This window comes from Stenotrophomonas sp. STEN038 (assembly GCF_056759895.1).
The window spans coordinates 49966-75320 of record NZ_JBRRDW010000010.1 but is presented as its reverse complement, the minus strand read 5'-3'; the positions used below and the strand labels follow the sequence as shown (position 1 = coordinate 75320).

At 63.2% G+C, this 25355-nt stretch carries 20 protein-coding genes and 2 pseudogenes; 9 read left to right on the top strand and 13 right to left on the bottom strand.

Translation table 11 applies throughout. The features are described from left to right. Positions 1 to 7: 7 nt before the first annotated feature. Both ACVOLS_RS06230 and ACVOLS_RS06225 read right to left on the bottom strand, forming a co-directional pair. Positions 8 to 955, bottom strand: coding sequence for a helix-turn-helix domain-containing protein (locus ACVOLS_RS06230; protein WP_481544891.1), 948 nt, complete (start codon positions 953 to 955; stop codon positions 8 to 10). Between the two features lie 459 nt (positions 956 to 1414). After that, a complete protein-coding gene (locus ACVOLS_RS06225; RefSeq protein WP_481544890.1) occupies positions 1415 to 2611 on the bottom strand; it encodes a helix-turn-helix domain-containing protein in 1197 nt (398 codons plus the stop codon). Positions 2612 to 2720: 109 nt separating this feature from the next. Here ACVOLS_RS06225 and ACVOLS_RS06220 point away from each other — a divergent pair, with 109 nt between their 5' ends. After that, on the top strand, positions 2721 to 4541 hold the full coding sequence (locus ACVOLS_RS06220; protein ID WP_481544889.1) for a sulfotransferase family protein: 1821 nt from the start codon (positions 2721 to 2723) through the stop codon (positions 4539 to 4541). Here ACVOLS_RS06220 and ACVOLS_RS06215 read toward each other — a convergent pair. The 3 genes from ACVOLS_RS06215 to ACVOLS_RS06205 form a co-directional block, all read right to left on the bottom strand. After that, positions 4526 to 5065, bottom strand: coding sequence for a 2OG-Fe(II) oxygenase (locus tag ACVOLS_RS06215; RefSeq protein WP_481544888.1), 540 nt, complete (start codon positions 5063 to 5065; stop codon positions 4526 to 4528). The genes ACVOLS_RS06220 and ACVOLS_RS06215 overlap by 16 nt on opposite strands. Positions 5066 to 5162: 97 nt before the next feature. Then, positions 5163 to 8117, bottom strand: a complete 2955-nt coding sequence (locus tag ACVOLS_RS06210) for a TonB-dependent receptor plug domain-containing protein (protein ID WP_481544887.1) — start codon at positions 8115 to 8117, stop codon at positions 5163 to 5165. A 155-nt stretch (positions 8118 to 8272) separates the two neighbouring features. Beyond that, a complete protein-coding gene (locus ACVOLS_RS06205) occupies positions 8273 to 8695 on the bottom strand; it encodes a hypothetical protein (protein WP_481544886.1) in 423 nt (140 codons plus the stop codon). 107 nt (positions 8696 to 8802) lie between these two features. On the opposite strand from ACVOLS_RS06205, the gene sufT reads away from it, so the two are divergent. The 6 genes and pseudogenes from sufT to ACVOLS_RS06175 all read left to right on the top strand — a co-directional run bounded on the left by sufT (position 8803) and on the right by ACVOLS_RS06175 (position 15546). Beyond that, on the top strand, positions 8803 to 9354 hold the full coding sequence (sufT, locus tag ACVOLS_RS06200; protein ID WP_057628710.1) for a putative Fe-S cluster assembly protein SufT: 552 nt from the start codon (positions 8803 to 8805) through the stop codon (positions 9352 to 9354). 98 nt (positions 9355 to 9452) lie between these two features. Then, positions 9453 to 10553 (top strand): branched-chain amino acid aminotransferase, encoded by a 1101-nt coding sequence (locus ACVOLS_RS06195; RefSeq protein ID WP_282267110.1) that lies wholly within the window; start codon positions 9453 to 9455, stop codon positions 10551 to 10553. A 332-nt stretch (positions 10554 to 10885) separates the two neighbouring features. Continuing rightward, positions 10886 to 12619, top strand: a pseudogene (locus tag ACVOLS_RS06190) (S8 family peptidase); the annotation flags it as partial. Between the two features lie 24 nt (positions 12620 to 12643). Further along, a complete protein-coding gene (locus tag ACVOLS_RS06185; RefSeq protein WP_481544922.1) occupies positions 12644 to 12985 on the top strand; it encodes a proprotein convertase P-domain-containing protein in 342 nt (113 codons plus the stop codon). A gap of 446 nt (positions 12986 to 13431) precedes the next feature. Further along, positions 13432 to 15192 (top strand): annotated as a pseudogene (locus ACVOLS_RS06180) (S8 family peptidase); the annotation flags it as partial. Further along, positions 15172 to 15546, top strand: coding sequence for a proprotein convertase P-domain-containing protein (locus tag ACVOLS_RS06175; RefSeq protein WP_481544921.1), 375 nt, complete (start codon positions 15172 to 15174; stop codon positions 15544 to 15546). The pseudogene ACVOLS_RS06180 and the gene ACVOLS_RS06175, both read left to right, overlap by 21 nt. A 67-nt stretch (positions 15547 to 15613) precedes the next feature. On the opposite strand, the gene ybaK is transcribed toward ACVOLS_RS06175, so the two are convergent. The 4 genes from ybaK to wrbA form a co-directional block, all read right to left on the bottom strand. After that, complete coding sequence (gene ybaK / locus ACVOLS_RS06170; protein ID WP_481544885.1) at positions 15614 to 16090, bottom strand: Cys-tRNA(Pro) deacylase; 477 nt, start codon at positions 16088 to 16090, stop codon at positions 15614 to 15616. Beyond that, positions 16091 to 16576, bottom strand: coding sequence for an asparaginase domain-containing protein (locus tag ACVOLS_RS06165; protein WP_282267147.1), 486 nt, complete (start codon positions 16574 to 16576; stop codon positions 16091 to 16093). It lies immediately after the preceding gene. Between the two features lie 340 nt (positions 16577 to 16916). Further along, the gene (locus tag ACVOLS_RS06160) at positions 16917 to 17261 is read right to left on the bottom strand and encodes a DUF2069 domain-containing protein (RefSeq protein ID WP_481544884.1); all 345 of its coding nucleotides are present in this window, start codon (positions 17259 to 17261) and stop codon (positions 16917 to 16919) included. Then, complete coding sequence (gene wrbA / locus ACVOLS_RS06155) at positions 17258 to 17851, bottom strand: NAD(P)H:quinone oxidoreductase (protein WP_481544883.1); 594 nt, start codon at positions 17849 to 17851, stop codon at positions 17258 to 17260. Before wrbA ends, ACVOLS_RS06160 begins: the two co-directional genes overlap by 4 nt. A 78-nt stretch (positions 17852 to 17929) precedes the next feature. On the opposite strand from wrbA, the gene ACVOLS_RS06150 reads away from it, so the two are divergent. Together ACVOLS_RS06150 and ACVOLS_RS06145 are read left to right on the top strand one after the other, a co-directional pair. Next, positions 17930 to 19204, top strand: a complete 1275-nt coding sequence (locus ACVOLS_RS06150) for a YihY family inner membrane protein (RefSeq protein ID WP_481544882.1) — start codon at positions 17930 to 17932, stop codon at positions 19202 to 19204. Then, positions 19201 to 19764, top strand: coding sequence for a TlpA family protein disulfide reductase (locus ACVOLS_RS06145; protein WP_481544881.1), 564 nt, complete (start codon positions 19201 to 19203; stop codon positions 19762 to 19764). The genes ACVOLS_RS06150 and ACVOLS_RS06145 overlap by 4 nt, the downstream gene beginning before the upstream one ends. A gap of 419 nt (positions 19765 to 20183) precedes the next feature. Here the strand turns inward: ACVOLS_RS06145 and ppk2 are convergent, their stop codons facing one another. From ppk2 to hemA, 4 genes are all read right to left on the bottom strand, one after another. Continuing rightward, on the bottom strand, positions 20184 to 20981 hold the full coding sequence (gene ppk2 / locus ACVOLS_RS06140; RefSeq protein WP_481544880.1) for a polyphosphate kinase 2: 798 nt from the start codon (positions 20979 to 20981) through the stop codon (positions 20184 to 20186). Between the two features lie 41 nt (positions 20982 to 21022). Next, positions 21023 to 22735 carry an O-linked N-acetylglucosamine transferase, SPINDLY family protein gene (locus ACVOLS_RS06135; RefSeq protein WP_481544879.1) on the bottom strand — a complete coding sequence of 571 codons (1713 nt, stop codon included), beginning with the start codon at positions 22733 to 22735 and terminating at the stop codon, positions 21023 to 21025. Positions 22736 to 22953: 218 nt separating this feature from the next. Beyond that, on the bottom strand, positions 22954 to 24039 hold the full coding sequence (gene prfA, locus ACVOLS_RS06130) for a peptide chain release factor 1 (RefSeq protein WP_481544878.1): 1086 nt from the start codon (positions 24037 to 24039) through the stop codon (positions 22954 to 22956). After that, positions 24017 to 25300 (bottom strand): glutamyl-tRNA reductase, encoded by a 1284-nt coding sequence (gene hemA / locus ACVOLS_RS06125; RefSeq protein ID WP_481544877.1) that lies wholly within the window; start codon positions 25298 to 25300, stop codon positions 24017 to 24019. The genes prfA and hemA overlap by 23 nt, the downstream gene beginning before the upstream one ends. Between the last annotated feature and the right edge of the window lie 55 nt (positions 25301 to 25355).

Below are 25355 nucleotides of genomic sequence, written 5' to 3'. Positions count from 1 at the left end.
GTGGTGGTCAGGAGGCCACCGCCCATTGCTGCATGGGAGTTGCAACCACGGTATTGCGGGGAGGCTGCAGATTGGGGGCGACCAATGCGCTCGCCTGCACCTGCCGGCCGCGTCTGGCGGCGGTGGTGGTGCAGCCGAAGGCGTGTTTGAACGCGCGGCAAAACGCGCTTTCACTTTCAAATCCCAATGATTCGGCGATCTCGCAGACGGACAGGTCGGTGTTGCACACCATGTCCAGTGCACGCTTGTTACGCAATCTTGCGGCGTACTCGCTGGGTGTTTCACCAAAGACGTCGCGGTAGATGCGGATCAGGTGGGTGGGGGAGTAGTTGGCCACGGCGGCGAGACTGATCAGGTCCAGCCGGGTCTCGACCGTACAACGGATCAGGTGTTGCACGCGCAACAGCCGCAGCAGCGTTTGATGGCGACGCAATACGGTGCGGCCGCTGCAGCGCTCAAGTTGACCCTGCAACGGTTGCTGGCGCTCGATCAGCGCATCGCGCAGCAAGCCCAGTTTGTATGCCGCGTCGTTGCTGGCGAGGATGTGCCTGGACCAGCGCGGGCGGCACAGGTGCACGATCGCGCGTGCGAGCTCCTTGTCGCAGATGATCTCGCGGGGAATCAAACCGTTGATGATGGATGCCGTGGACTTTGGCGGCTTCTGCCAGAGTCCCGCGGGTGCGGCGACGCACAGCCACCAGCCTTGCTCACGGCTGATATGACGCAGGCTGCCATCGACCCATAGCTGCAATTGGCGGGCTTCGAGCTGCCACGGCAGATCGCCACTGCCCAGTTCCAACGCACCAGCCAGCACCAGCGTCGCGCTGATCCAGCCCGATGGAATGACCAATCGTCCACCCTTGCCGCGGCCGCTGATGGCATGGATGCAGTCTGGCCGCTGTGTGGATAGATCGAGTGACTGTGAACCCTGAATCAGATGATGTTTGATGCCCATCGCAACTTCCCCCAAGAGTGCCTGCGTGAACGGACGACGGGCGCATGGTCGTGGAGCGGAACCACGTGCACATTCACCGGTTTCGTTCCGGCCGTCGTGTGAGCTTTTGTGAAGCTCTACTCAGTTCAGACGTAGGGGGATGCCGATCACCTCACCTGTACGAACAGAAAAGATGTCCAGCCGGGCACCAACGTTGCTGAATTGGGGCGACGGTGGATGTGATCGCACCCGGATGCGGTGGCGGGCGCTGTGCTCCGCCGCGGTCGTACCTTGGCCTTGGGTGATACGCGGCGCCGTCCGGGGAGATTCAAGCAGGCGTTGCCCGCAGCGATCGTTCGCCTGTGGACGGATCACGTTCGCGAATTCGACTGCAGCAGCCCAAGCGCAGCGGATGTGAATCCAATTGCAGGTGTGTGTAGACAGTAGGGATTCGCCCCGATGACGAACCTGTCTGTGACGTCAACCTGCGCGCAGGTTGAGCCTTGGCTGTTGCTGGTTGTCCGTGACTTTCGAGAGGGCGCTGTTGTGCCGGCGGGCTTGGCTGGCAGTGCAGCAGAACGTCTGTTTGAAGGACCGGCAGAACGCGCTCTCGGTTTCAAAACCCAAGGAGTCGGAGATGTCACAAATCGAGAGATTGGTGTTGCATACCAGGTCCCAGGCGCGCCGTAGGCGGATACGCGTGGCGTACTCGAATGGCGTTTCGTCGAATACGTCCCGGTAGACCCGGATCAGGTGCGGTGGGGAGTAGTTCGCAATTTCGGCCAGACGGTGGAGGTCCAAACGGGCATCCATATTGCAGCGTATGAGGTGTTGTACCCGCAGTAGGCGCAGCATTGTCTGGTGCCGCCGCAATGCAGTGCGTCCGCTGCAGCGGCTCAGTTGATCCTGCAATGATTGCTGCCGTTCCAGCAGTATGTCGCGTACTACGGTCATTCCATCGATGACTGCGGTGGTATCGCGGCTGTTGTTGAAGAAGCGCGGACGTGCCATATGCAGGACGGCGCGGCCCAACTCACGGTCACAGCGGATCTCGCGGGGAATGAGGTGGCATGCAATCGTTGGCGCGCTTGGCAGGCTTTCCCAGAATGCTGCAGGGGCTGCTATGCATATCCACCATGCGTAGCTGCGACTGGTATGGCGAAGGTCGCCTTCCAGCCACAACTGGATGTGATGTGCGGCGAGCTGCCAGGGTGCATCGCTGTTGTTGATTTCCAGCAGCCCGGTCAGGACCAGGGTGAGGCTGATCCAGCCAGCAGGGACCAATAGGCGGCTGCCGCGGCCATGGCAGACGACGGCGTGCGCGCTACCCCCGGGCTGCCCGGACAGGTCCAGGACCTGGGGGCCGTGAAGGCGGTGATGTTTGATTCTCACTTCGCTTCCGTTTTCCGAGTAGGCCGAAATACGTACCGGGTAGGAGAGCCCAACTGGCCCGCTGCAACCTTGGATTGTGCCGAAAACATCGCATAAGCGGCCGCGTTCTGGCAACGAGAACCGATATTTCAGAATTGGCCGTATCGGCCATCCTCCGCCCCAAAAAAAACCCGGCGATTGCCGGGTAGGTTCGGAGCGGACCAGCTTGCCCGCTGATTTGGGGCTCAGTAAGGTCTGACTTGTGCAGAGAGAAGAGAGTGTTTCCAAGTCTCCGAACAGTTCCATGCTGCTGGGCGGCGGAGGCGAACGACCAGCCGAGGTTCGCAGTTGGATTGCCAAAAATTAAGATTTCGCGCCGACTTTATTTGGATCAAATGTAACCATCGGGGGTTCGATGCAGGACGAGTTGGTACTGGCGCTGGAGGATCTTGCGCAGGGGCAGCAGCATCTGGCTGAAACGAGGATGCGCCGGCTGCTGGCTCAGAACCCTGATTTCGCACCGGGCATGGAAGTGCTGGCGATGGCCTTGGCCGCGCAGGGGCAGCTCACGGAAGCGCGTAGGCTGTTCATGCGAGCTGCTGAACTGCAGCCCGCGTCCGCAGGTGCCTGGATGAATCTGGGCAACGTCTGTCTTGAGGCTGGCGATCACGCCGCTGCCGAAGCAGCGTTCACGCATGCACATGCCATGGGGGCTGGTGACGTGGCGTGGCTGCTGGGTTTCGGTCTGTCGTTGCTGGGGTTGGGGAAGTTCGCCGAGGCCAACCGGGTTTTACATGCAGCATTGGCCATTGAGCCGGAAGCTGCCGATGTGCGTTTGGCCTATGCGCAGAGCCTCGCTGAGATGGAGCGGTTTGAAGCGCTTGCTCGGTGCCTGCACGGAATGGATGCGAGGTCGTTGGATATGGGCCAACGGCAGGCGTTTGCATGGCTGCTGGCGCAGGCTGGCGACGACCTTGCTGCACAGGATGTTTACCGCCAGATCCTGCGTGAGGCGCCAGAAGCAAAGGAGTCGCGCGTGCAGTTCTCGCTGCTGCTGGAGCGCCTGAATCGTGTCGACGAAGCCGACAACGTACTGAAGGGCATCGCTGTCACCAGCACAACTGCGGTCACCGGAATGCATGCGCTCGCTGCTGCCCGCATCCTGCGCCGACAACAGCAATCGGACGCTGCAATCACCTGCCTTGCCACCGGACTGCAACGCAAGCTTGATCCCGCGATGCGAGCTCAGCTGGGGTTTGAGCTGGCCCGCAACCACGACCGGCTTGGGCAGGTTGACCTGGCGATGCAGGCGTTGTCGGCAGCACACACAGCGGCGGAAGCTGCGTTCCAGCAGCGTTCGTCCGGGCATAACCTGCCCGGCGTACTGGACTGGCTGCAGCAGCGGCTGCGGCGGGCAGCGCCGCCAACCTGGCAGCAGGAACGCATTGATGGACTGCCGGAAGATCCCGCCTTCCTTGTCGGCTTTCCGCGTTCGGGAACAACCTTGTTGGAGCGCATGCTGGATGCGCATTCGCAGCTGGATGTGCTGGATGAGCGTCCTGCATTGGAAGTGGCAATCGAGCAGTTGCGCGCTGCGGATGGCTGGCCAGGTGATGATCTGGACAAGGGGCTGTGCGAGCTTGCGCCATCTTCGATCGAAGCGTCGAGACGGCGTTACTGGAACGAGGTGCAACGTCATCTACAGCCACAGGGACGACTGGTGGACAAGTATCCCTTGACCATGACGCGCTTGCCCTATGTGGCACGCCTGTTTCCGAAGGCGGACTGGATACTGTTGTTGCGCCACCCGTGCGACTGCGTGTTGAGCTGCTACATGCAGGCGTTTGGCAGCAACGGCGGGGCAAAGGCGTTCGCCACTCTGGAATCCACCGCGCGGACTTATGTCGCGATAATGGAGTGGTGGCATGAGCAGCGTGCTTACTCGCCTGCACGCGTTCATACCCTGCGCTACGAAGACCTGGTTGGCAATGTCGGTGAAGAGCTGGCCAGGTTGATGGATTTCCTTTCCTTGTCGGCGGAGCAACAGCAGTTCTCTTTCGACAATCTTGCGGCGTCGCGAAACCGGCGGATCAACACGCCCAGCTATTCACAGGTTGTGCAACCGCTCAACGCAGGGGCGGTGGGCAGATGGCGCAGCTACCGCGCGCATTTCAGCGATGAAATTCTTGCAATGCTCGCGCCATGGGTGACGCGCCATGGCTACGCGCTGGACTGAGCCTGCGGGAATCTCAGGTAGGTGGACAGGATGTACTTGTCCTGCTCCGGGGCTGGCTGCCCTTGGTGGGCATACAGCCAGTACGGCGGGAACATCAGCAGCCTGCCGGCGCGCGGAGCGACGCCGGTGTGCAGGCCCGGGAACCAGGTTTCCCCGCCGGTCTCCACATCATTGAGGTACCACAGGAAAACCAGGTAGCGGTCGCAGACCTCATTGATTGAATCAAAGTGGGTCTGGAATTTTTCCTCGCTGCCGGCACGGTAGCGTTTGAGGATCAGCGGGCTGAGCAGAGGGCTGTCAGGTACCGCGATCGGCAGGCCGACATCGGCGTTGTACTGGCGCAAAGCGTTGCTGATCAGCTGCCGGAAGTAGCTGAGAAAGCCGGCGTCGGACAGGCGGCTAACGTCCAATTCGGTCCAGGCGCTGTCATCGAGGCCGGGACGTACCCCGCGGCCATTCCGTTGCTGGAAACGGGAGAGCGAGTTGAAGGACTCGATCAGTTTGGCGCACATCTCAGCAGGCAAGCTGTGCTCGTAGGTGCGGATGTAGTGCCGGAGATCGCTGCCAGGAACATCCGCTGCGGCAGGAGCCGCAGCGGATGCTGGTGTTGCTGATCCGGACTCAGAAGCGGGCAGTCCAGCGCATCCAGTAGAAACGGCCGATTGCATCGTAGGTCCGCATATCCGTCGAGGCGTTGAAGCCAGAATAGATCAACGGCGGCTGGCGGTCAGTAAGATTGCGCACGCCGATCTGGATGGAGCTGTTCTTCAGGTCCTCGAAGCGGTAGCCGATCTGCAGGTCGGTCTGGGTGAAGGAGGGCACCCGACGCTTGGCGACATAGCCGGGCTCGGTGACGTCGGCCACGTCAGGTGCTTCGTACACGTGGTGCACGTAGCGGGTGGTCAGGCTGGCGCTGAGGTTGCCACGTGACCAGGTCAGGTCGTTGAGGGCGCGCCAGCGGGCCATGTTGCCGAAGCCCGACGAGGCGTTGTCGACGAAGGTGCCTGCAAGGCCGGTGCTTTCCGGAATGCCTGGGAAGGCACCGACGTTGCTGGTCGGATCGCCTGCCACCAGCTGCACGTCGTATTGCGCCAGATAGGTGGTGTCCAGGTTCCAGACCAGCTTGCCCCATGCGCCTTCCGGCAGCTGGTAGCGGAAGCCCAGGTCCATGCCGGAGGTCTTCATCGAGCCGTAGTTGCCGATCTGGTTGGTCATCTGCGCAACGTCGCCGTTGGCATCGCGGATGAATGTGTCGCAGAAGCGGCCAAAGTTGAAGCATTGGTTGAGCAGCATGTTTTCAGGCAGGTTGACGATGAACTGATCCAACTTCACCCGCCAGTAGTCGGCGGTAACACTGAAGCCTTCCAGCCAACTCGGGCTGTAGACGAAGCCGTAGGTCAATACATCGCCTTCTTCCGGCTGCAGATTCGGATCCGAGACCTGGAACGAAGTCACCTGGTTGTTGCTCTGGCGGAACGAGCCGTCGGTGGGAACGCCCGCACACGCAACAGGATTACCACCTTCATAGCCGTTGCAGGGGTCTGCATAGGTATTGGCGCTGGGTACCGTAGGCGAGTACAGATCGCCGATGGTCGGGGCGCGGAATACGTCGGCATAGGTGGCGCGGACCAGCAGGTCGGCGAAGGGCTTCCATTCCACGCCGATCTTGGAGTTGGTGGTGCCGCCGAAGTTGGAGTAGTCCGAATAGCGCGTGCCGAGTGAGACGTTGAGCTTCTCGGCGAACGGTGCATCGGCCAGCAGCGGGATCAAGGCTTCTGCATAGATTTCATTGACGTCGAATTTGCCGTTGATGTCGCCACCGGTACAGGCTTCCTGGGTGATGCGGCACACCGTCTTGCCAGGCGGGATGATGGTCAGGAAGTCGCTGCTGGAGGAGGCCGACTCGATACGGCGCTCTGCACCAACCGCGAGCGAGACAGCGCCTGCAGGCAGGCTGAATAGATCGCCGGTGACGTTGGCGTTGAAGACCTTCAGGTCGTTTTCGCTGGTGCTGTGAATGGTGGGGTTGATCAGCTCCAGCGCTGCCAGTTGGGCCTTGCCGGTGGCTGTGTTCGGATCCGGTGCCGGGCCCATGAAATTGACCGGGATACAGTCATTGATGGCGGTTGCGGCATTGCCGGCGGTACGTACGCAGATGGGGTTGCCGGTGACCGGGTCGATCATCGACGGTCCCAATGCATCGGTCAGGCCTTGGCCGATCAGGTAGCCTCGCACTGTCGACGACTGCGGAGTGCGGCCGTAACCGTAAGAGGCATCCCAACTCCAGGTGCTGTCACCGAACACGCCGCGCAGACCACCGGTAATCTGGTAGGTCTCGGTTTCGAAACGCGTGGTGCGGGTGGGAATGAAATCACGCAGACGCAGGCGTGCGTCGGTGATGTCGACGCCGAACGGGTTGTACAGGCTGTCCTTGCTGATCGGCACGTTGTCGACATCGGCGCGGCCATCGAAGGGCAGAGGCGCGATGAAGAACGAGGATTCGGTGCGCAACCACGAGCCGAGTACGAAAGCCTCGATGTTGTCGGTGATCTGGTAGTTGCCGCTCATGAACAGCGCGGTACGTTCCTGCGGCGTCAAGTTGAGGTTGCCGTCGGACTGGAAGTTGTAGGTGTCGGTGTTGCCGTTGAAGCAGCGGAAGTCTGACCCTGCGGTACCCGCCCGCCCGTCGATGCGGGTAAGAACGACATTGGGGTTGGGATTTGTGGCGCTGGGCTGGGCACAATTCGCATCCAACGCGGTGCCACGGGCTATCGCGACATCGCGCGGCACCACGTAACGACCGGTCAGGATGCGGCTGGTGCCACCGATACCTTTTTCACCGGCATACAGCTGGTAGGGTTGGCTGGAGTAGCTGCGATCAGCGGCGCTGACCGAGTCTTCCTTGTCATAGCTTGCGCCAAGCATCAGCCGGCCTTTTTCTCCGGCCATACCGAAGGTGGCATCAAAGCGTTGTGTATCCGCATCGCCGCGCGATGAAATGCCATAGAAGGCACTGGCTTCCACGCCTTCAAAATCCTTGCGCAGGATGAAGTTGACCACGCCGCCGATGGCGTCCGAGCCGTAGATCGCAGAGGCACCGTCCTTCAGAACCTCCACGCGTTCGATCAGGCCCATCGGAATGGAGTTCACGTCCACCGCGCCGTTGGCGTTGGAGATGGTGCCGATCCAGCGCTTGCCATCCACAAGCACCAGTGAACGGTTCACGCCCAGGCCGCGCAGGTCGACGGTGGCCGCGCCAGCACCGCCGCCGTTGTTGACCTGTGGATTGGTTGCCGCGCCCGCGATGGCGGGTGTGCGCTGCAGGAACTCACCGACGGTGGCAGCGCCTGAGCTTTCGATGTTCTGCCGGTCGATGGTGAAGACGGGGCTGGAGGTTTCCAGATCGGCGCGCTTGATGCGCGAGCCGGTAACCTGAATGCGGTCCAGGTTGGTGGCTTCTTCCTTGGGTGCGGTGTCCTGTGCGAGGACGCTGCCCGTTGCTCCCAGAGCAAGGGCGGCAGTCGAAATTGGTAGCAGTGCGAGGCGAACAGCTTGGCTCAGTGGCTGAATACTCACGTATGACTCTCCGCAAAGTGGTGCGAGGGAGTCACGAAATTACGAATTTTTAACCGCAACGAATGTGCGGATCAGGCCCTTGGCAATGTGCAAAAACTGACATTTTGTCTCAGTTGTCCATTTGGCCTTCCGTCCATGCTGTGACCAGCGGGGATTCAGCGGGCGGCGCGCCACGCCACCAGCAGGGCAACAGTCAGCCAGAGCAGCTCGCCCATTCCATTGGCCAGCGACAGCAGTGTCCAGGCGAAATGCGGGCCCATCCGCAGTGCCGATTCCCATGGTGTCAGCCCCATCGGGCCGCCCACATAGGCTGCGGCGATGAGCCAGTTGGCGGCGAGGGTGATCAGCAGGGTTGCGAGGACGGCGATAGCGATGCGAGCGGGACCGGCGCGGAAGGTGCCCAGACGCAACATCCACGCCGCTTCCAGCGCGGCCAGGACCGCCATCCAGCCAGCTTGGGTGCCGGTGGCCAGGGCGGCAAACATCCAGGCCAGCGTGAGGGTGATGCTTCCGAGCAGCAACAAAGTGGGCCAGAGCCAGTGGCGGCTACGGCTGGCCGAGGTGGAAACAGGCGACATGGGCATTCCCGAACAGATTCCGCAGCATAGCGTTTCAGCGGCGATGACGCCCAGTCGGATAAAATGGGGCCATTGCGGGTAGCCACCGCGTCCCCATATCCATCTCCATGTATTCCCGTAGCAGTGAACCTGTCCATTTTGAGCGTGATTGCCCGGCCGTGATGGTGCCGCAGGGCGATAGCGTGACCTTGCCGGCCGGCAGTTATGGCTACATCACCCAGGCGCTGGGTGGCAGCTATACGGTGTTTGTCGAAGGCAACCTTTTCCGTATCGCCGGCAAGGACGGCGACGCTATCGGCAAGGAGCCGCCGCCGGGGCTGGAACTGCCCGACGACGCTGGCGACGAAGATGTCGAAAAACTGGTGTGGCAACAGCTGCGCACCTGTTTCGATCCCGAAATTCCGTTCAACATCGTCGATCTTGGGCTCATCTACGAGGTGGATATCAAACACCTGGACGATGGCCAGCGCGAGGTGGATGTCAAGATGACCTTGACCGCGCCCGGCTGCGGCATGGGCGAGATCCTGGTCGATGACGTGCGCAGCAAGCTGGAGATGATCCCGACCGTGGCCCAGGCCGACGTCGACCTGGTGTTCGACCCGCCGTGGGGCCGTCACATGATGTCCGAGGCGGCGCGCCTGGAAACTGGCATGCTGTAAGGCCGCACCGGCGGCTGCCGGTGACGGTTTGTGCTGCACCCCCGTTGCCGCTGTGGCAGCGGGGCTGTCCCATCCCGCAATCTGGAAGGAATTATCCGGTGTCCCAGTCTTCGTTGAGCTTCGATGTCACCCGTTCGGACCATCCGCGTAGCGCCGAGGAGCGCGCCAAAATCCTGGAAAAGCCGGGCTTTGGTTTGCACTTCACCGACCACATGGTGGCCGTACGCTGGGACAAGGACACCGGCTGGCACAACGCGGCGGTAACGCCGTACGGCCCGATTTCGCTGGACCCGGCCGCTGCGGTGCTGCATTACGGCCAGGAAATCTTCGAAGGCATCAAGGCCTACCGCCACGCTGATGGCTCGGTGTGGACCTTCCGTCCGCAAGCCAATGCCGCACGCCTGCAGCGTTCCGCGCGCCGTCTGGTGCTGCCGGAGCTGCCGGCTGACATCTTCGTCGAATCGCTCAAGCAGCTGGTCGCGCTGGACAAGGACTGGGTGTCCGATGCCGATGAAGCCAGCCTGTACTTCCGTCCTTTCATGATCGGTGACGAGGCTTTCCTCGGCGTGCGCGGTGCGCACAAAGCTACTTACTACGTGATCGCCAGCCCGGCCGGCCCGTACTTCGCCAAGGGCGTTGCACCGGTCGCCATCTGGTTGTCCACCGATTACGCGCGCGCTGCCAAGGGTGGCACCGGTGCGGCCAAGTGCGGAGGCAACTACGCCGCTTCGCTGCTGCCGCAGCAGCAGGCGCAGGCACAGGGCTGCTCGCAGGTGCTGTTCCTCGATCCGGTCGAGGGCAAGTACCTGGAAGAACTGGGCGGCATGAACGTGTTCCTGGTCTACGGCAAGGAAAACAAGCTGGTCACCCCGGCGCTGTCGGGCAGCATCCTGGAAGGCATCACCCGCGAATCGCTGCTGCAGCTGGCCCGCGACCGCGGCATGAATGTGGAAGAGCGCCAGGTCACCATCGATGAGTGGAAGCAGGGCGTCAGCTCGGGCGAGATCACCGAGGTGTTTGCCTGCGGTACCGCTGCGGTGATCACCCCGATCGGCCAGCTCAAGGGCGAAGACTTCTCGGTAGGCGATATCAACGCGCCGGCCGGCGAGGTCACCATGTCGCTGCGCAAGGAACTGACCGACATCCAGTACGGCCGTCAGCCGGACCGTCATGGTTGGTTGGTGCGTCTGGACGCCTGAGCGTCCGGGCCGGGTAAGTAAAGAACCCGCTGCGGCCTGTCCGCAGCGGGTTTTTCTTTGTCCGGACACCCACCCGCGCAGCCCAGCTGTACCAAGGAATAAGTAAATAATCTTTACGAATCACTCACTTAGGTAAACGTGACGAAGCAACAGTTTCTGTTGTAACCCTCTTGTCATCGGTTCAGTCGCCATTTACTGTCCGCCAACGGATCGGTAACAGGGGACTGGTTCGGGTAGTTCTACCCGGGCAGCAACCTCTTCGCATCTGGCAGGGCCTGGGGTAGGACGCATGCCGTGCAAGCGGCTTCCTCTCAATGCAGAAGGGCTCATCAATGTCATCCAAATCGCGCCGTACGCTTGTTCGTGGGTTGTTGGTTGTTGGCACTGCTTCGTTGTCGTCCCTGCTTCTGTGTGCGCCGGCCTGGGCCGGTGATGTGCATCTGGCCGGTCTGGATTCCGCGCCGACGCATCAGCGCTTCATCGTCAAATACCGTCAGGACAGCCGCCAGGCCGCAGGCGACGCCGCCTTGCAGAAAACCCTGGTCTCCGCTGCCCGCGCACTACCGACCCGTGCCGGCAAGAGCGTCGGCGTGCAGCACATGCGGCGACTGGCGGTAGGTGCGGATGTGGTCCGCGCCGATGCCGAGCTGGACCGCGTCGAAGCCGAAACCCTGATGCGCAAGCTGGCTGCCGATCCGAACGTCGAGTACGTCGAGGTCGATCGTCTCAACACCATCCGCCTGACCCCGAACGACACCCGCTACGGCGAGCAGTGGGGCTATTCGGGTACTTACGGCATCAAGGCCAACCAGGCCTGGGATGTGACCAATGGCGCCGGCTCGGTGGTTGCGGTACTGGATACCGGTATCACCGCACATAGCGACCTGGCTGCAAATCTGTTGCCGGGCTATGACTTCATCAACGACACCACGGTGTCCAACGATGGCAATGGCCGCGACAACGATCCCAGTGATCCGGGTGATTGGGTAAGCGCCAACCAATGCGGTGGCACCCATGCCGCGCAGAGTTCCAGCTGGCACGGCACGCATGTGGCCGGCACCATTGCTGCGGTCACCAACAACGCCAAGGGCGTTGCCGGTGTGGCGTATGGCGCCAAGATCGTGCCGGTGCGTGTGCTCGGCACCTGCGGTGGCTACGACTCGGATATTGCCGATGCCATCATCTGGGCTTCCGGTGGCACGGTATCCGGCGTGCCGGCGAATGCCAATCCGGCCGAGGTAATCAACCTTAGTCTGGGTGGCTCTGGCGCCTGCGGCAGCACCACGCAGGCGGCGATCAATGGCGCGGTCAGTCGCGGCACCACGTTGGTGATTGCTGCAGGCAATGACAACACCAATGTCTCCAACGCCTCGCCGGCCAACTGCAACAACGTGATCGCGGTGGCATCGACGACCAGCACCGGCGCACGTTCGAGCTTCTCCAACTACGGTGCGTTGATCGACATCGCCGCACCGGGCTCCAACATCCTGTCCACGCTCAATAGCGGTACCACCACGCCGGGCACGGAAAGCTATGCGTCCTACAACGGCACCTCGATGGCGACCCCGCATGTGGCTGGTGTTGTCGCATTGCTGCAGGCGGTTTCAACTACGCCGAAAACGCCGGCGCAGGTGGAAGCGCTGATCAAGGCCAATGTAACGCCGTTCCCGTCCACGCCGTCGCAGAGCATCGGCCCCGGCATCCTCAATGCCAAGGCAGTGGTGGATGCAGCCAATGGCGGTGGCAATCCGAATCCGGGTGGCACGGTGCTGAACAATGGCGTGCCGATCACCGGGCTTTCCGGCGCTGCCAGCAGTACGCAGTCCTTCACCGTGCAGGTGCCGGCGGGTGCGAGCAATCTGGTGATTGCCAGCTCGGGCGGCAGCGGCGACGCGGACATGTATGTGCGCGCCGGCAGCCAGCCGACCACGTCCACCTATGATTGCCGGCCGTACAAGACCGGCAATGCCGAGAGCTGCACCTTCGCAACACCAGTTGCAGGTACCTATCACGTGATGCTGTCCGCGTACTCGGCGTTCTCCGGGGTCAGCCTGCAGGCCAGTTGGAGTACCGGTGGTGGCAGTGGCGGTGTGCAGACCTATAGCAACGCTACCGACGTCACCATCGTCGACAACGCCACTGTGGAGAGCGCCATCGCCGTCTCCGGGCGAACCGGCAATGCACCGGCATCGACGCCGGTGACGGTGGATATCAGCCATACCTGGAAGGGCGATCTGAAGGTGGACCTGGTCGCGCCGGACGGCAGCGTCTATGTGCTGAGCAACTATGCAGGTGGCAGCGCGGATGACATCAAGCAGACCTTCAACGTGAACCTCTCCAGCGAGGCGCTCAACGGCAGTTGGAAGCTGCGCGTCAACGACAAGGCCAGTGGCGACACCGGTCGTATCAACAGTTGGTCGATCAGGTTCTGAGTTGAGCAAGGTTCAAGCGGCAGGCAATGGCCGACCGAAGGCACCATTGCCTTGTTGTGATGTGACAGGGCCCCGGCGTTCTCGCCGGGGCTTTTTGTTTGCTCGTTGGTGGATTTCAGCGCGTGCGGATCCCGCCACTCTTCAGTGTGTTGCGTTGTCACGCCGCGAGCAGTGATTGCCCGCATTGATGTACCTGGGATGCATTGAAGATAGTGCTGTGCGCTTCCCTGACTGATGCGTTGGGAGGTTCTGACTTCGGCTGGGACAGCGGTTTCAGTAGTACTCCGATGGGAGTGTGCAAGGCGGATGCCTAGTGTCGGCAGGCGGGTCGGTAACAGGGGGCGATCCGGAGTGTTCTGTCCAGGTGATGGTTGCAGTCAACACAGAGAACGCCAGGCAGGACCGGCGCCGCGCAAGCGGCAACTTCCATGCAGAAGGGTTCAACAATGTCATCCATTTCGCGCCGTGCGCTTCGCCGTGGGTTCGTGGCAGTTGGTACTGCTTCGCTGCTTCCCCTGCTGTTGTGCAAGCCGGCCTTGGCCGGCGAAGTGCACCTTGCAGGCCTGGACTCTGCACCTGTGCATCAACGCTTCATCGTCAAGTTCCGCCAGGACACAACTCAAACTGAGGGAGGGATTGGGCTGGGCAATGCCTTGACCGCCGCTGCACGTGCGCTGCCGACGCGCGCTGGCAAGTCAGGCTCGCTGCAACGCCTGCGCCGGTTGGCGGTAGGCGCGGATGTGGTGCAGGTGGACATCCCGCTGGATCGCATCGAGGCACAAGCACTGATGCATCGATTGGCTACGGATCGCAATGTCGAGTACGTCGAGATTGATCGGCTGCACACCATCGATGCAGCCCCCAACGACCCGCGGTTCGGTGAGCAATGGGGGCTGTCCGGCGCCTATGGCATCAAGGCCGCCGAGGCTTGGGAAAGCGCGACCGGGGCGGGCGTGGTGGTGGCGGTGCTGGATACCGGCATTGCCAGCCACAGCGACCTGAATGCCAATGTTCTGCCTGGTTATGACTTCATTGATGACATGGAGGTGGCCAATGATGGCGATGGTCGAGATGGCGATGCCAGCGACCCTGGTGACTGGGTGACAGCCAATCAATGTGGTGGCAACCACGGCGCGCGGAACTCCAGTTGGCATGGCACCCATGTGGCCGGCACCGTTGCGGCGGTGACCGATAACGGCAAGGGGGTGGCGGGCGTTGCGCCTGGTGTCAGGATCGTGCCTGTACGCGTGCTGGGTCGCTGTGGTGACTATACCTCGGATATTGCCGATGCCATTGTCTGGGCCGCTGGCGGGCAGGTATCCGGCGTGCCCGCAAATGCCAATCCGGCAGAGGTCATCAATCTCAGCCTGGGCGGCGCTGGCACCTGCGGCAGCACAATGCAGAATGCGATCAACAGCGCTGTAGGCAAGGGCGCAACGCTGGTCATAGCCGCTGGCAACAGCAACAGCAACGTGGGCAATGCCTCGCCTGCCAACTGCAACAATGTCATCGCCGTTGCTGCCAGCGACAGCGCTGGCAAACGTTCGATCTGGAGCAACAGCCAGCAATCGAACTACGGGCCGCTGGTGGATGTTGCGGCGCCGGGCAGCTCCATTGTTTCCACGCTCAACAATGGCAGCAAGGGCCCGGCGGGCGAGAGCTACGCCTCCTATGGCGGGACCTCGATGGCGGCGCCGCATGTGGCTGGCGTGGTGGCGCTGGTGCAACAGGTATCCAATCCTGTGCGTACGCCTACGCAGATTGAAGCCTTGATCAAGGCGACGGTGACTCCTTTCCCAACTGCACCGGATCGTGAGATCGGCGCCGGCATCGTCAATGCGCAAGCGGCGGTGGCCGTAGCCTTGGGTGGCCCGCTGCCACCGGAGCCGCAGCCCGACCCGGCGACTGAGCTGGAGAATGATGTGGTGCTGGACGGCCTGGCAGGCAGCAAGGGCAGCAACCGCTATTACAGCGTGCGGGTACCTGCGGAGGCGTCGAATCTGCTGATCAGCATTGCCGGTGGCAATGGCGACACGGATCTGTACGTGCGTGCTGCCAGTCGCCCTACCGCCTCCACCTACGATTGCCGTCCGTTCAGTGCAGGCAATGCTGAAAGCTGCAGCATTCCCGTTCCCGTAGCAGGCACGTACCACGTCATGTTGAGCGGCTACTCGACGTACTCGGGCGTGCGTTTGAAGGCGAGTTGGGGTCTGCTGCCGGCGCAGACCTATAGCAGCGACGAGGGGCTGGATATCCTCGACAACCGCACGGTGGAAAGTGCGATCAGCGTATCCGGGCGTACCGCCAATGCACCGGCAGCAACGCCGGTGACGGTGGATATCAGCCATAGCTGGCGTGGTGATCTGAAGGTGGAGTTGCTCGCGCCTGGTGGCCGTGTCTATCTGCTGAGCAACTACGAAGGCGGCAGTGCCGATGACATCAAACAGACCTTCGAGGTCGATCTGTCCAAGGAGGCCTTGAATGGCAGCTGGAAGCTGCGGGTCAACGATAGGGCCAGTGGCGATACCGGGCGCCTGAATGGCTGGTCGATCACGTTCTAGCGCAAGGCAGTGCTCGTCAGCGTGGATGAGTCTGGTGTTGTCGTCGGGCTCATGCCGGTGAGGGGACTCAGTCCTCGCAGATATCGGCGCAACCGGCCTGCAGAACCTGCAAGGCGTCAGCCGGGTCGATATCCAGCAGCAGTCCACGTTGGCCGGCGTTGATGTACAGCGTGTCGTGCTGGGTGGCACTGGCGGCGAACACCACCTTGGCCGGCCGCTGCTGTGCAAAGGGACTGATGCCACCGACCTTGTAGCCGCTGCGTTTTTCGGCCTCGGGTATTTCCATCATCTGCGCGTGCTTGCCGCCGCAATGGGCGGCAAGCTTCTTCAGGGACAGGCGCTGATCGGAGGGAATCACCGCGATCAGCGGCTGCTTGTCCACCCATGCCATCAGCGTCTTGAACATCCGCGCGGGCGCGATGCCCAGCGCCTGCGCTGCCGCCAGCCCTTTGCTGTCGACATCGGCCGAGTAGTCATAGGCATGCACGCCATGGGCGATGCCTGCCTTGTCCAATGCGGCGGTGGCGCGGGTGCTTTTTGCCACTTACAGCGATTCGAAGCGGTTGGCGTCGACGTTCTTGCGGACCTTCTCCGGATTCCAGATGCGGCCGTTCATGGCGATGTAGACGCCTTCGGGCAGCGACTGCACCGCACCGATCGCGCAGCCGATATTGAACTCGGCATCGGAGCCACGGAAGCGCGCCGGGCTGAGTGCACCGGTCATCACGATGGTCTTGCCGGGAATGGTGGCCAGTACCTTGCCGGTGGCGACCATCGAGTCGGTGCCGTGGGTGACCAGCACGTGACGGGTTGGCTGCGCGGCGATGGTGGCGCGGATCAGTTCGCGGTCGTCGTCGCTGATGTGCAGCGAGTCCTTGCGCAGGATCGGAATCACGTTGAAACGGAAGGTCACGCCCAGCTCGCGCAGGATCATGCCGATCTGCGGATCACCAATCTGGTAATCGGACTTGTCGTCGAAGTAGATCTTGTCGATCGTGCCACCGGTGGTGACGATCAGGAGTTCTTCCATCATTGCGGTAATTCCTTGCGGTGACTGCCAGCGGCACAGGCCGCGATGCTGCGAATGATAATGCCGCAGGCTGCGCCGGGCCACGTCAGGTCACATAGGTAGAGCCGAGCCATGCTCGGCTGGGACTTGCCCTGGGCCGGATCAGCTGTGGTTGTGGGACCGGCGTCAGCCGCGAAGCCGGTGGCCCATCGGATCACCAGCTTGCCTGCTGTTTCGGTGATGCCAGTTTCGCGGCTGGCGCCGCTCCCACAAACTGTGGATTGTCGGTAACGCCCCAGCCGAGCATGGCTCGGCTCTACAGGGGGAGGTCGGTAACGCCCCAGCCGAGCATGGCTCGGCTCTATCGGGCTTTCCTGGCCGCAAAGCGGGCGCGCATGCCGGGTAGGCTGACCAGTGCCACGATCAGCAGCGCCAGGATGATCTCGACCCATGCGTAGAGTGCGGTCTCGCGGTGACTCCAAGCGCTCATCACGCCGTGGCTGAACCAGAACAGCGCCAATACTCCCGCCCAGAAGCGCGCCACCGCGCGCTGTGCCAGTACGCCCAGCAACAACAGTACCGGCGGCGCCACGAACACCAAGGCCACTGCCAGCAGGTGGCGGTCGGCGCGGAACCACCACGCATACAGGCCGGCCAGCAGCGCCAGTGCCAAGGCCAGGATCAGATCGCGGCTGCGGCCGCTCATTGCGCCAGACGCCGGGCGATATCGGCTACCCGTCGGCCCAATGCCCGCGCCAGCACCGCCTCATCGTCCGTGGGCTGGGGATCATCCTGGCTGCCGGCCACATGGCTGGCGCCGTACGGCGTGCCGCCGCTGCTGGTGTGGCTCAGCGCCGGTTCGGTGAAGGGAATACCGATGATCAGGCAGCCGTGGTGCAGCAGCGGCAGGTGCATCGACAACAGGGTCGACTCCTGGCCACCATGCATCGAGGCGGTGGAGGTAAACACCGCCGCTGGCTTGCCGGCCAGGGTGCCGTTGACCCATTCCGCACCCAGGCCGTCAAGGAAGTGCTTGACCGGCGCGGCCATGTTGCCGAAACGGGTAGGGCTGCCCAGCACGATGCCATCGCATTCGGCCAGATCGGCGATGTCCACGTAGGGGGCGCCGTCTTCGGGCACAGGCGGGGCGCTGGTCTGGGTGACGGCGGCGACCGGCGGCACCGTGCGCAGGCGGGCGCTCATGCCCGGCACCTCGCCGATACCGCGGGCGATCTGCCGCGCCAGCCGGGCTACCGAACCGCCACGGCTGTAGTAAAGCACCAGAATTTCCGCCATCGCAGCATTCACTCACTCTTGCAGGAACCGGCAGTATCAACGATGCGGCCCGCGCTTTGCATCGGGTACCCTTGCCGAATGGAACCTTTGGATTCACTCAACCTATGGATGGAGCGCCTGCGTGACCGGGCGCGCAACGTCAGCTTCGGGCGCTTTCTGTGGAAGCGCTTCCTCGACGACCGCCTGTTCCAGGCCGCTGGTTCGTTGGCCTACACCACGGTGTTCGCACTGGTGCCGCTGGCGATCGTGGTGTTCGGAGTGCTGTCGGCGTTCCCGATGTTCGATCGTTGGAGCGAGGCGCTCAGCGACTACGTGTTCTCCAACTTCGTACCCTCGGCGGCACGTGCGGCCGAAGGCTATCTGAAACAGTTCTCGGCCAGCGCCGGGCAGCTGACCGCCGCTGGCTTCCTGGCCCTGGTGGTGTCGCTGCTGATCACCCTCAACAGCGTTGAGCAGACCTTCAACCGGATCTGGCGGGTAGCGTCGGCGCGGCCGCAGCTGACCCGCTTCCTGGTCTATTGGACGGTGTTGACCCTAGGTGCCTTGCTGGCCGCCGCCTCGTTGGCGATCTCGGCCAAAGTGCTGTCGCTGCCTTTGTTCGGCACCACCGAGGGGCGCTGGCTGGCTGATCTTGGCCTGCGCCTGACACCGGTACTGATCGAATTCATCTGTGTGGTGCTGATCTACCGGGTAGTGCCACACCACACGGTGAAGTGGCGCCACGCCATTCCCGGCGCGCTGCTCGCGGTGCTGATGCTGGAGCTGGTGAAGTGGGGCATGGGTCTGTATCTGGGCAGCTTCCAGTCCTATCAGAAGCTCTATGGCACGGTGGCCTTCGTGCCGATCCTGTTGCTGTGGATCTACCTGAGCTGGGTGTCGGTATTGCTGGGTGCGTCACTGGCCTCATCGATCGCCGCCTTCCGCTATCAACCGGCGTCAATGCGGCTGCCACAGGGCTGCGAGCTCTATGGCCTGCTGCGTCTGTTGGGGCGCTTCCGTGAGGCGCGGCAGCAAGGGCGGGGGCTGGATGAAGACCAGCTGTTGTTGCTCGAACCCATGCTCACCGACTCCTTGCTGCAGCAGTTGCTGGAGCAGATGGAAGCTATTGGCGTGCTGCGCCGTGACGAGGGTGGCGAATGGTTGCTGGCGCGCGACCTGGACAGCATCAGCCTGCATGAACTGTACGAAAGCGCGCAGTTGCGTATTCCGGCCGCCGAGGAATACCTGCCAATGCGCGAGGACAGCCTTGGGCAAGCGGCCTGCGATGCCTTGGATCAACTACGTCTGCCGTTGCGCGAACTGCTCAAGCGCCGTGTGGATGACATCTATGTAGAGCGCGGAGAGAGTCGATGATCAATAAGTTTGTTCCCGTCGCGCTGCTGGCACTGGCCGTGGCAGCGTGCCAGCCCGAGCAGGCGCCTGTTGCCGCACCGGCTGCCGCACCCGAGGCACCGGCCGCGCCCGAGGCGACCCAGCCCGGCGTGGTCCAGCAGACGGTGGAAGTACCGCAGCTGCAGGTGCCGACCGTGGATGGCAAGACCTACGACCTGGCCAGCCATCGTGGGCAGTGGGTGGTGGTGAACTTCTGGGCCACCTGGTGTGCGCCCTGCCTGCAGGAGATGCCGGAGCTGTCGGCGTTGCACGCCATGCGCGGCAATGTGGAAGTGGTTGGCCTGGCGTATGAGGATATCGAGCTGGACGAGATGCAGGCGTTCTTGAAGGAGCATCCGGTGGCCTATCCGATCGCCATCATCGACACCTTCAGCCCACCCAAGGATTTCGCGACGCCGCGTGGCTTGCCGATGACCTACCTGATCGGGCCCGACGGCAAGGTGGCCAGGCAGTTCCTGGGGCCGGTGAATGCGCAGGAGATCGAGCAGGCGATTGTGGCTGCTGGTGGTAAGGCGGTTTGAGGATGCTTGGTTGAGGTGATGGTGGTTGTTTGGGGTGGAGCTTCGAGGTGGGAGCGAAAAGCTCTAGAGCCAAGAGCACCCCTCCCCAACCCTCCCTTCGCTGCGCGAAAGGGAGGGGGCTGTTCTCGGCATCTGTCAGATGGCCGCGGTGCCGCTGCTACTCCCTCCCTTTCGCGTAGCGAAGGGGAGGGTTGGGGAGGGGGAGCTTTTCAGCTCTCCGCGCAATGTCAGCTTCGCGGCTTACGCCGCACTTACAACTCCTGCGGCATGGCTGGGAATGCCCCTGCCGAGCATGGCTCGGCACTACAAGCCCCTCTCCCGTTCACGGGAGAGGGGTTGGGGTGAGGGCAGCAATTTGGGGCATTGCCGGGAAAGCTCCTGCCGAGCATGGCTCGGCACTACAGGGAGCCGGAGGCGCGTTATGGCTTGACTGCTTCTTCGTCCACGGCAAACGGCGCAATCGGCTTCACCACCCCGTACTTTTCTTTCTTCGGCTTGCCTGGCAGCGGCGGTAGTTCGACCACCGGTTCGCCGATGTGGGTATCCGGCAGGCGATCCAGCAGGTCGCGTATCAGGGTCAGGCGGCCGCGCTTCTGGTCATTGAAGTCCACCAGCGTCCACGGTGCCTGTGCGGTGTGCGTGGCCTCCAGCATGGCTTCGCGGGCCTGCGTGTAGGCGTTGTATTCCTGCCGCGATTTCAGATCGATCGGTGACAGCTTCCAACCCTTGAGTGGATCGTCGCGGCGCTCGGCAAAGCGCTTTTCCTGCTGCTCCTGGTCCACGCACAGCCAGTATTTGAACAGCAGGATGCCATCGTCGACCAGCAGCTTCTCGAACGCCGGCGTCTGCTTGAGAAAGGCCTTGTACTGCGCATCGGTGCAGTAGCCCATCACCTTCTCCACGCCGGCGCGGTTGTACCAGCTGCGGTCCATCAGCACGATCTCGCCTGCGGCGGGCAGGTGCGCGACATGGCGCTGGAAATACCACTGGCTGTCTTCGCGCTCGCTGGGCTTTGGCAAGGCGACCACCCGGCACTGGCGCGGGTTGACGTGCTTGGCGATGTCCTGGATGACGCCGCCCTTGCCGGCGGTGTCGCGGCCTTCGAACAGCACCAGCACGCGCTGGCCGCAGTGCTGGGCCCAGCGTGCCATGTTGGCCAATTCCAGCTGCATCGGTTCCAGCAACTGTTCGTACGCCTTGCGCTTGAGCTTGCCCATGGTCACTCCTTGTGGAGTGCCGAGCCTAACCCAATCGCATGTCAGCCAATGTCTGCGCCGTGCCAGCCATGCTTGCTGGCCAGCTGTTGCAGCAGTTGGGCGAGGTCGTTGGCGAAGCCGGCCATGTCGAACAGGCTGCTGCGCTCGCGCGCCTCGGCCAGCCTTTGGCGCGAGGCCTGCAGGGCCTCGGCATCATTACCCAAGGCGATTGCCTTGGCGACGAAGGCCTGGTCATCGGCGACATTCATGTCATCCATGCCGAGGTGATGGTTGAGACTGCCCGCGACCCGCGCGGCAAACGTGTTTCCCGGCGAGGTCAACACCGGGCAACCAGCCCATAGCGCGTCGGAGGCGGTGGTGTGGGCGTTGTACGGATGTGTGTCCAGGAACATATCGGCATGCCGGTAGCGGGCCAGATACTGCGGATGCGGTAGTTTGCGCATGAACACCAGTCGTGCTGCATCCACGCCGCGTTGGCGGGCGACTTCCAGCAGGCGCTGGTCAGCCTTGCCTGGCCCCGACAACAACCACAGCACGCTGCCGGGCACGCCAAGCAGCACCTGCAACAGGCGCTCGACGCTGCGTGGGTTGAGCTTGTAACTATTGTTGAAGCAGCAGAACACCACGCCGGTTTCCGGCAGGCCACAGTCATTGCGCGAGGGCGGTGATTGAACGAGGCGTGTGTTGTCCGAGGGCTGGAAGGCGCGCGGCAGGCGCAGCACTTTTTCGCTGAAGCCTGATTCAAGGACGGGCGGCAGCACGAACGCATCGGCGACGACGTAGTCGATCCACGGCGCACCAGAGGTGCCGGGGTAGGCCAGCCAGTTCAACTGCAGCGGAGCAGGGCGCATGGCCAGTACTTCGGGTGTGCCACCGCCACCCCAGCCGCGCAGATCGAACAGCAGGTCGATGCCAGCCGCGCGGATGCGCTGCGCAATCGCCGCATGTGCTTGGCCGCTGACGTCGTGCAGTTGTTCGGCAGCGGCCTGCAGGCGTTGGCGGATGCTGCTGCCATCGTCGCGGTTGAGCGCGAACAGGTGCACCTGCAATTGCGGCTGCGCGCGCAGCTGCTCGAACAGGGCGACCGTCAGCAGGCCGGTCGGGTGTGCGCCGAAACCGTTGGAAAGGAAGCCGACGCGGAGCGCGCCGTGTGCACGCAGCTGCGTTGCAGGCAGGCGCGGAATGGCTTGTGCCAGCACACTGGCGCGTTGCCGGGCACAGGCCAGTTGTTCGGCGGCGCTGGCGTCTTCGCTGAGAAAGGCGAAGGGCTCCACGGCGGGATTGCCTTGTGCGACCGCGCGCCGCACCTGCTGCGAGAGCGCATCGATATCGCGCCAGTCGCAGAGCCGCCGCTGCCAGTTCAGGCGCTGCGCGGCCATATAGGCTTCGTACGGTGCCAGGGCATGTGCGCGTCGATAGGCGTCGGCGGCGGCTTCGGGCTGATTGGCATCTTCCAGTACGTGACCCAGCCACAAGGCCATGCCCGGATGCTGGGGAGCGAGCTGGCAGGCGCGCTGCAACAGTGCCGCTGCGTCGTCGTGCTTGCCCTGCATCCAGCGGGCGCGGCCGAGGCGGGCGAGGGCCTCGGGGTGCTCGGGGCGAAGTTGCAGTGCTCGCGATGCAGCTGCTTCGCCCGCACGTATATCGCCCGCGCCAAGTTCTGCGTCGGCCAGCATCACCCAGGCGATGAAGTCACCGGGTTGGCGGGTGACGGCATGGCGGAGCTGGTCGCGTTCGTTGAGAGCGTTGGTCATTGTGCTGACTTTGCTCCCTCCCTTGCGCGTAGCGCAGGGGAGGGTCGGGGAGGGGTGGTTTTTGATTTTGCTCTGGGCTGGCGACTATGGCCAAGTCCAGGGGCAGCTGCCAAAGCCAAAGCCAAAGCCAAAGCCAAAGCTACCCCTCCCCAGCCCTCCCCTATGCTGCGCATAAGGGAGGGAGCAATGCCTGCGCTACGCGCAAGGGATGGGTGGCGTTACGTCCCTTCAGCCAATCGCGCCAGCTCATCCACCTGATGCTCGTGCTGCAGGCGCGCGATCAGGTCGTCCAGGCCGCCTTCGATGATGTTGGGCAGGTCGTACAGGGTGAGGCCTTCGACGCGGTGATCGGTGATGCGGCCCTGCGGGAAGCTGTAAGTGCGGATGCGCTGGCTGCGGTCGCCACTGCCTACCTGCAGGCGGCGCGATTCAGCCTGTGCTGCGGCCTGCTTGCTGCGCTCGGCATCCAGCAACTGCGCCTTCAGGCGTTTCATTGCCTTGTCGCGGTTGGCGTGCTGGCTGCGCTCGGTCTGGCACTCCACCACCACGCCGGTGGGGACGTGGGTGATGCGGATCGCCGACTCGGTCTTGTTGACGTGCTGGCCGCCGGCACCGGAGGAGCGGTAGGTGTCCACGCGCAGGTCGGCAGGGTTGATCACCACGTCTTCGACATCGTCGGCTTCGGGGATGATCGCCACCGTCGCTGCCGAGGTATGGATGCGGCCCTGCGATTCGGTGGCTGGCACGCGCTGCACGCGGTGGGTGCCGGATTCGAACTTCAGCTTGGAATAGGCGCCGCGGCCAACCACGCGTGCCACGATTTCCTTGTAGCCGCCATGCTCGCCGGGATTGTCGGATTCGATTTCCACCTTCCAGCCCTGGCGCTCGGCATAGCGGGCGTACATTCGGAACAGGTCGCCGGCAAAAATTGCAGCTTCGTCACCGCCGGTGCCAGCGCGTACTTCCAGGAACAGATTGCCTTCGTCGCGCGGGTCGCGCGGTACCAGCAGCAGTGCCAGTTCCTCGTCCAGTGCCTGCAGGCGGGCCTGCGCCGCGCTGATTTCTTCCTCGGCCAGCTCGCGCAGCTCCGGATCGGCGCGCATGGCTTCGGCCGAGGCCAGATCATCGAGCGCACGGGCTTCGTTGGCCAGCGCGGTGGCGATGGGTTCCAGTTGCGAGAACTCACGGGAAAAATTGCGGAAGCGCTCGTTGTCGGCGACCACGTCGGGGTCGGAAAGCAGGCGTTCCAGTTCTTCTCGGCGCTCGGCCAGTGCCAGCAGCTTACGGCGCAGGGTCGGCGTCATCATTCCTCGCAACAGGGTGGTGATACCCGGGGGTGGCCGGGAACAGGCGCTCGGCGGCGCGGGTGAGATCGGTATCGCCATCCTGCGCGGCTTGGCGCAGGGCGGCGGTGGGTGGGTGCAGCAGGCGGTTGGTCAGGCCGTGCGCCAGCTGCTCCAGTACTTCGTCGGGCAGTTTGCCATGTGCCAGCTGCTGCCGGGCCTTGGCCAGCAGCTCGGCGCGGGTGGCCTCGCCGAATGCGCGTAGCTGCCGGATCGGCGCCTGCAGGCGAGCGGCGCGCAGGTTTTCCAAGTAGCGGGTGACCTGCAGGTCGATGATGGATTCGGCCTCGGCGGCGGCTTCGCGGCGGCCGCGGCGGTTCTCTTCCACCGCCCGTTCCAGGTCATCCACGGTGTACAGATAGGCGTCGGCCAGCGTGCCCACCTCGGCGTCGATATCGCGCGGTACGGCCAGGTCGAACAGCAGCATCGGCTTGTGTCGGCGCAGGCGCAGCGCGTTGGCGACCTGGCGGTGCAGGATCACCGGCTCGCGCGCGGCGGTGGCCGAGAACACCACGTCGGCTTCGCCCAGATGGCGCTCCAGCTCGGTCAAGGGCAGCGCCACGCCGCCGTGCCGGCTGGCCAAGTCCTGGGCATTGGCCAGGGTGCGATTGGCGATGAGCAGGCGCTTCACCTTGGCATCGCTCAGATGCTTGGCGACCAGCTCCATGGTTTCGCCAGCACCGACCAGCAGCACGGTGGATTCGTCCATGCGCGCAAACGAGTCCTGCGCCAGCCGCACCGCGGTGGAGGCCACCGAGATTGGGTTGGCGCCGACGCGGGTGTCGGTGCGGGCACGCTTGGCCACGGAGAAGGTCTGCTGGAACAACCGGTCCAATTGTTGCCCGATTGCGCCGCTGTCGTGGGCCAATGCCCAGGCATCTTTTACCTGGCCCAGGATCTGCGGCTCGCCCAGCACCATCGAGTCCAGGCCGGTGGCGACCCGGAACAGGTGGCGTACGGCTTCACCGTCGCTGTGCTGGTAGAGATAGCCCTGCAGGCTGCCTGCATGGTGTTCCAGCCAATGGCTCAGGGCCTTGCTGTCCTCGGCAACGGCATACAACTCGGTGCGGTTGCAGGTGGACAGCAATACCGCCTCGGCCAGTTGCGGGGTCTGCCGCAATGAATCCATCGCGCGCGGCAAGGCGTCTCCGCCAAAGGCAGCGCGTTCGCGCAGTTCTACCGGCGCAGTCTGGTGATTCAGTCCGAGCACCCACAGGGTCATCTGTTCAGTTGCTTGCGATAAGCTGCTGGCTGTTGAAGGCCGCCATTTTACGGCC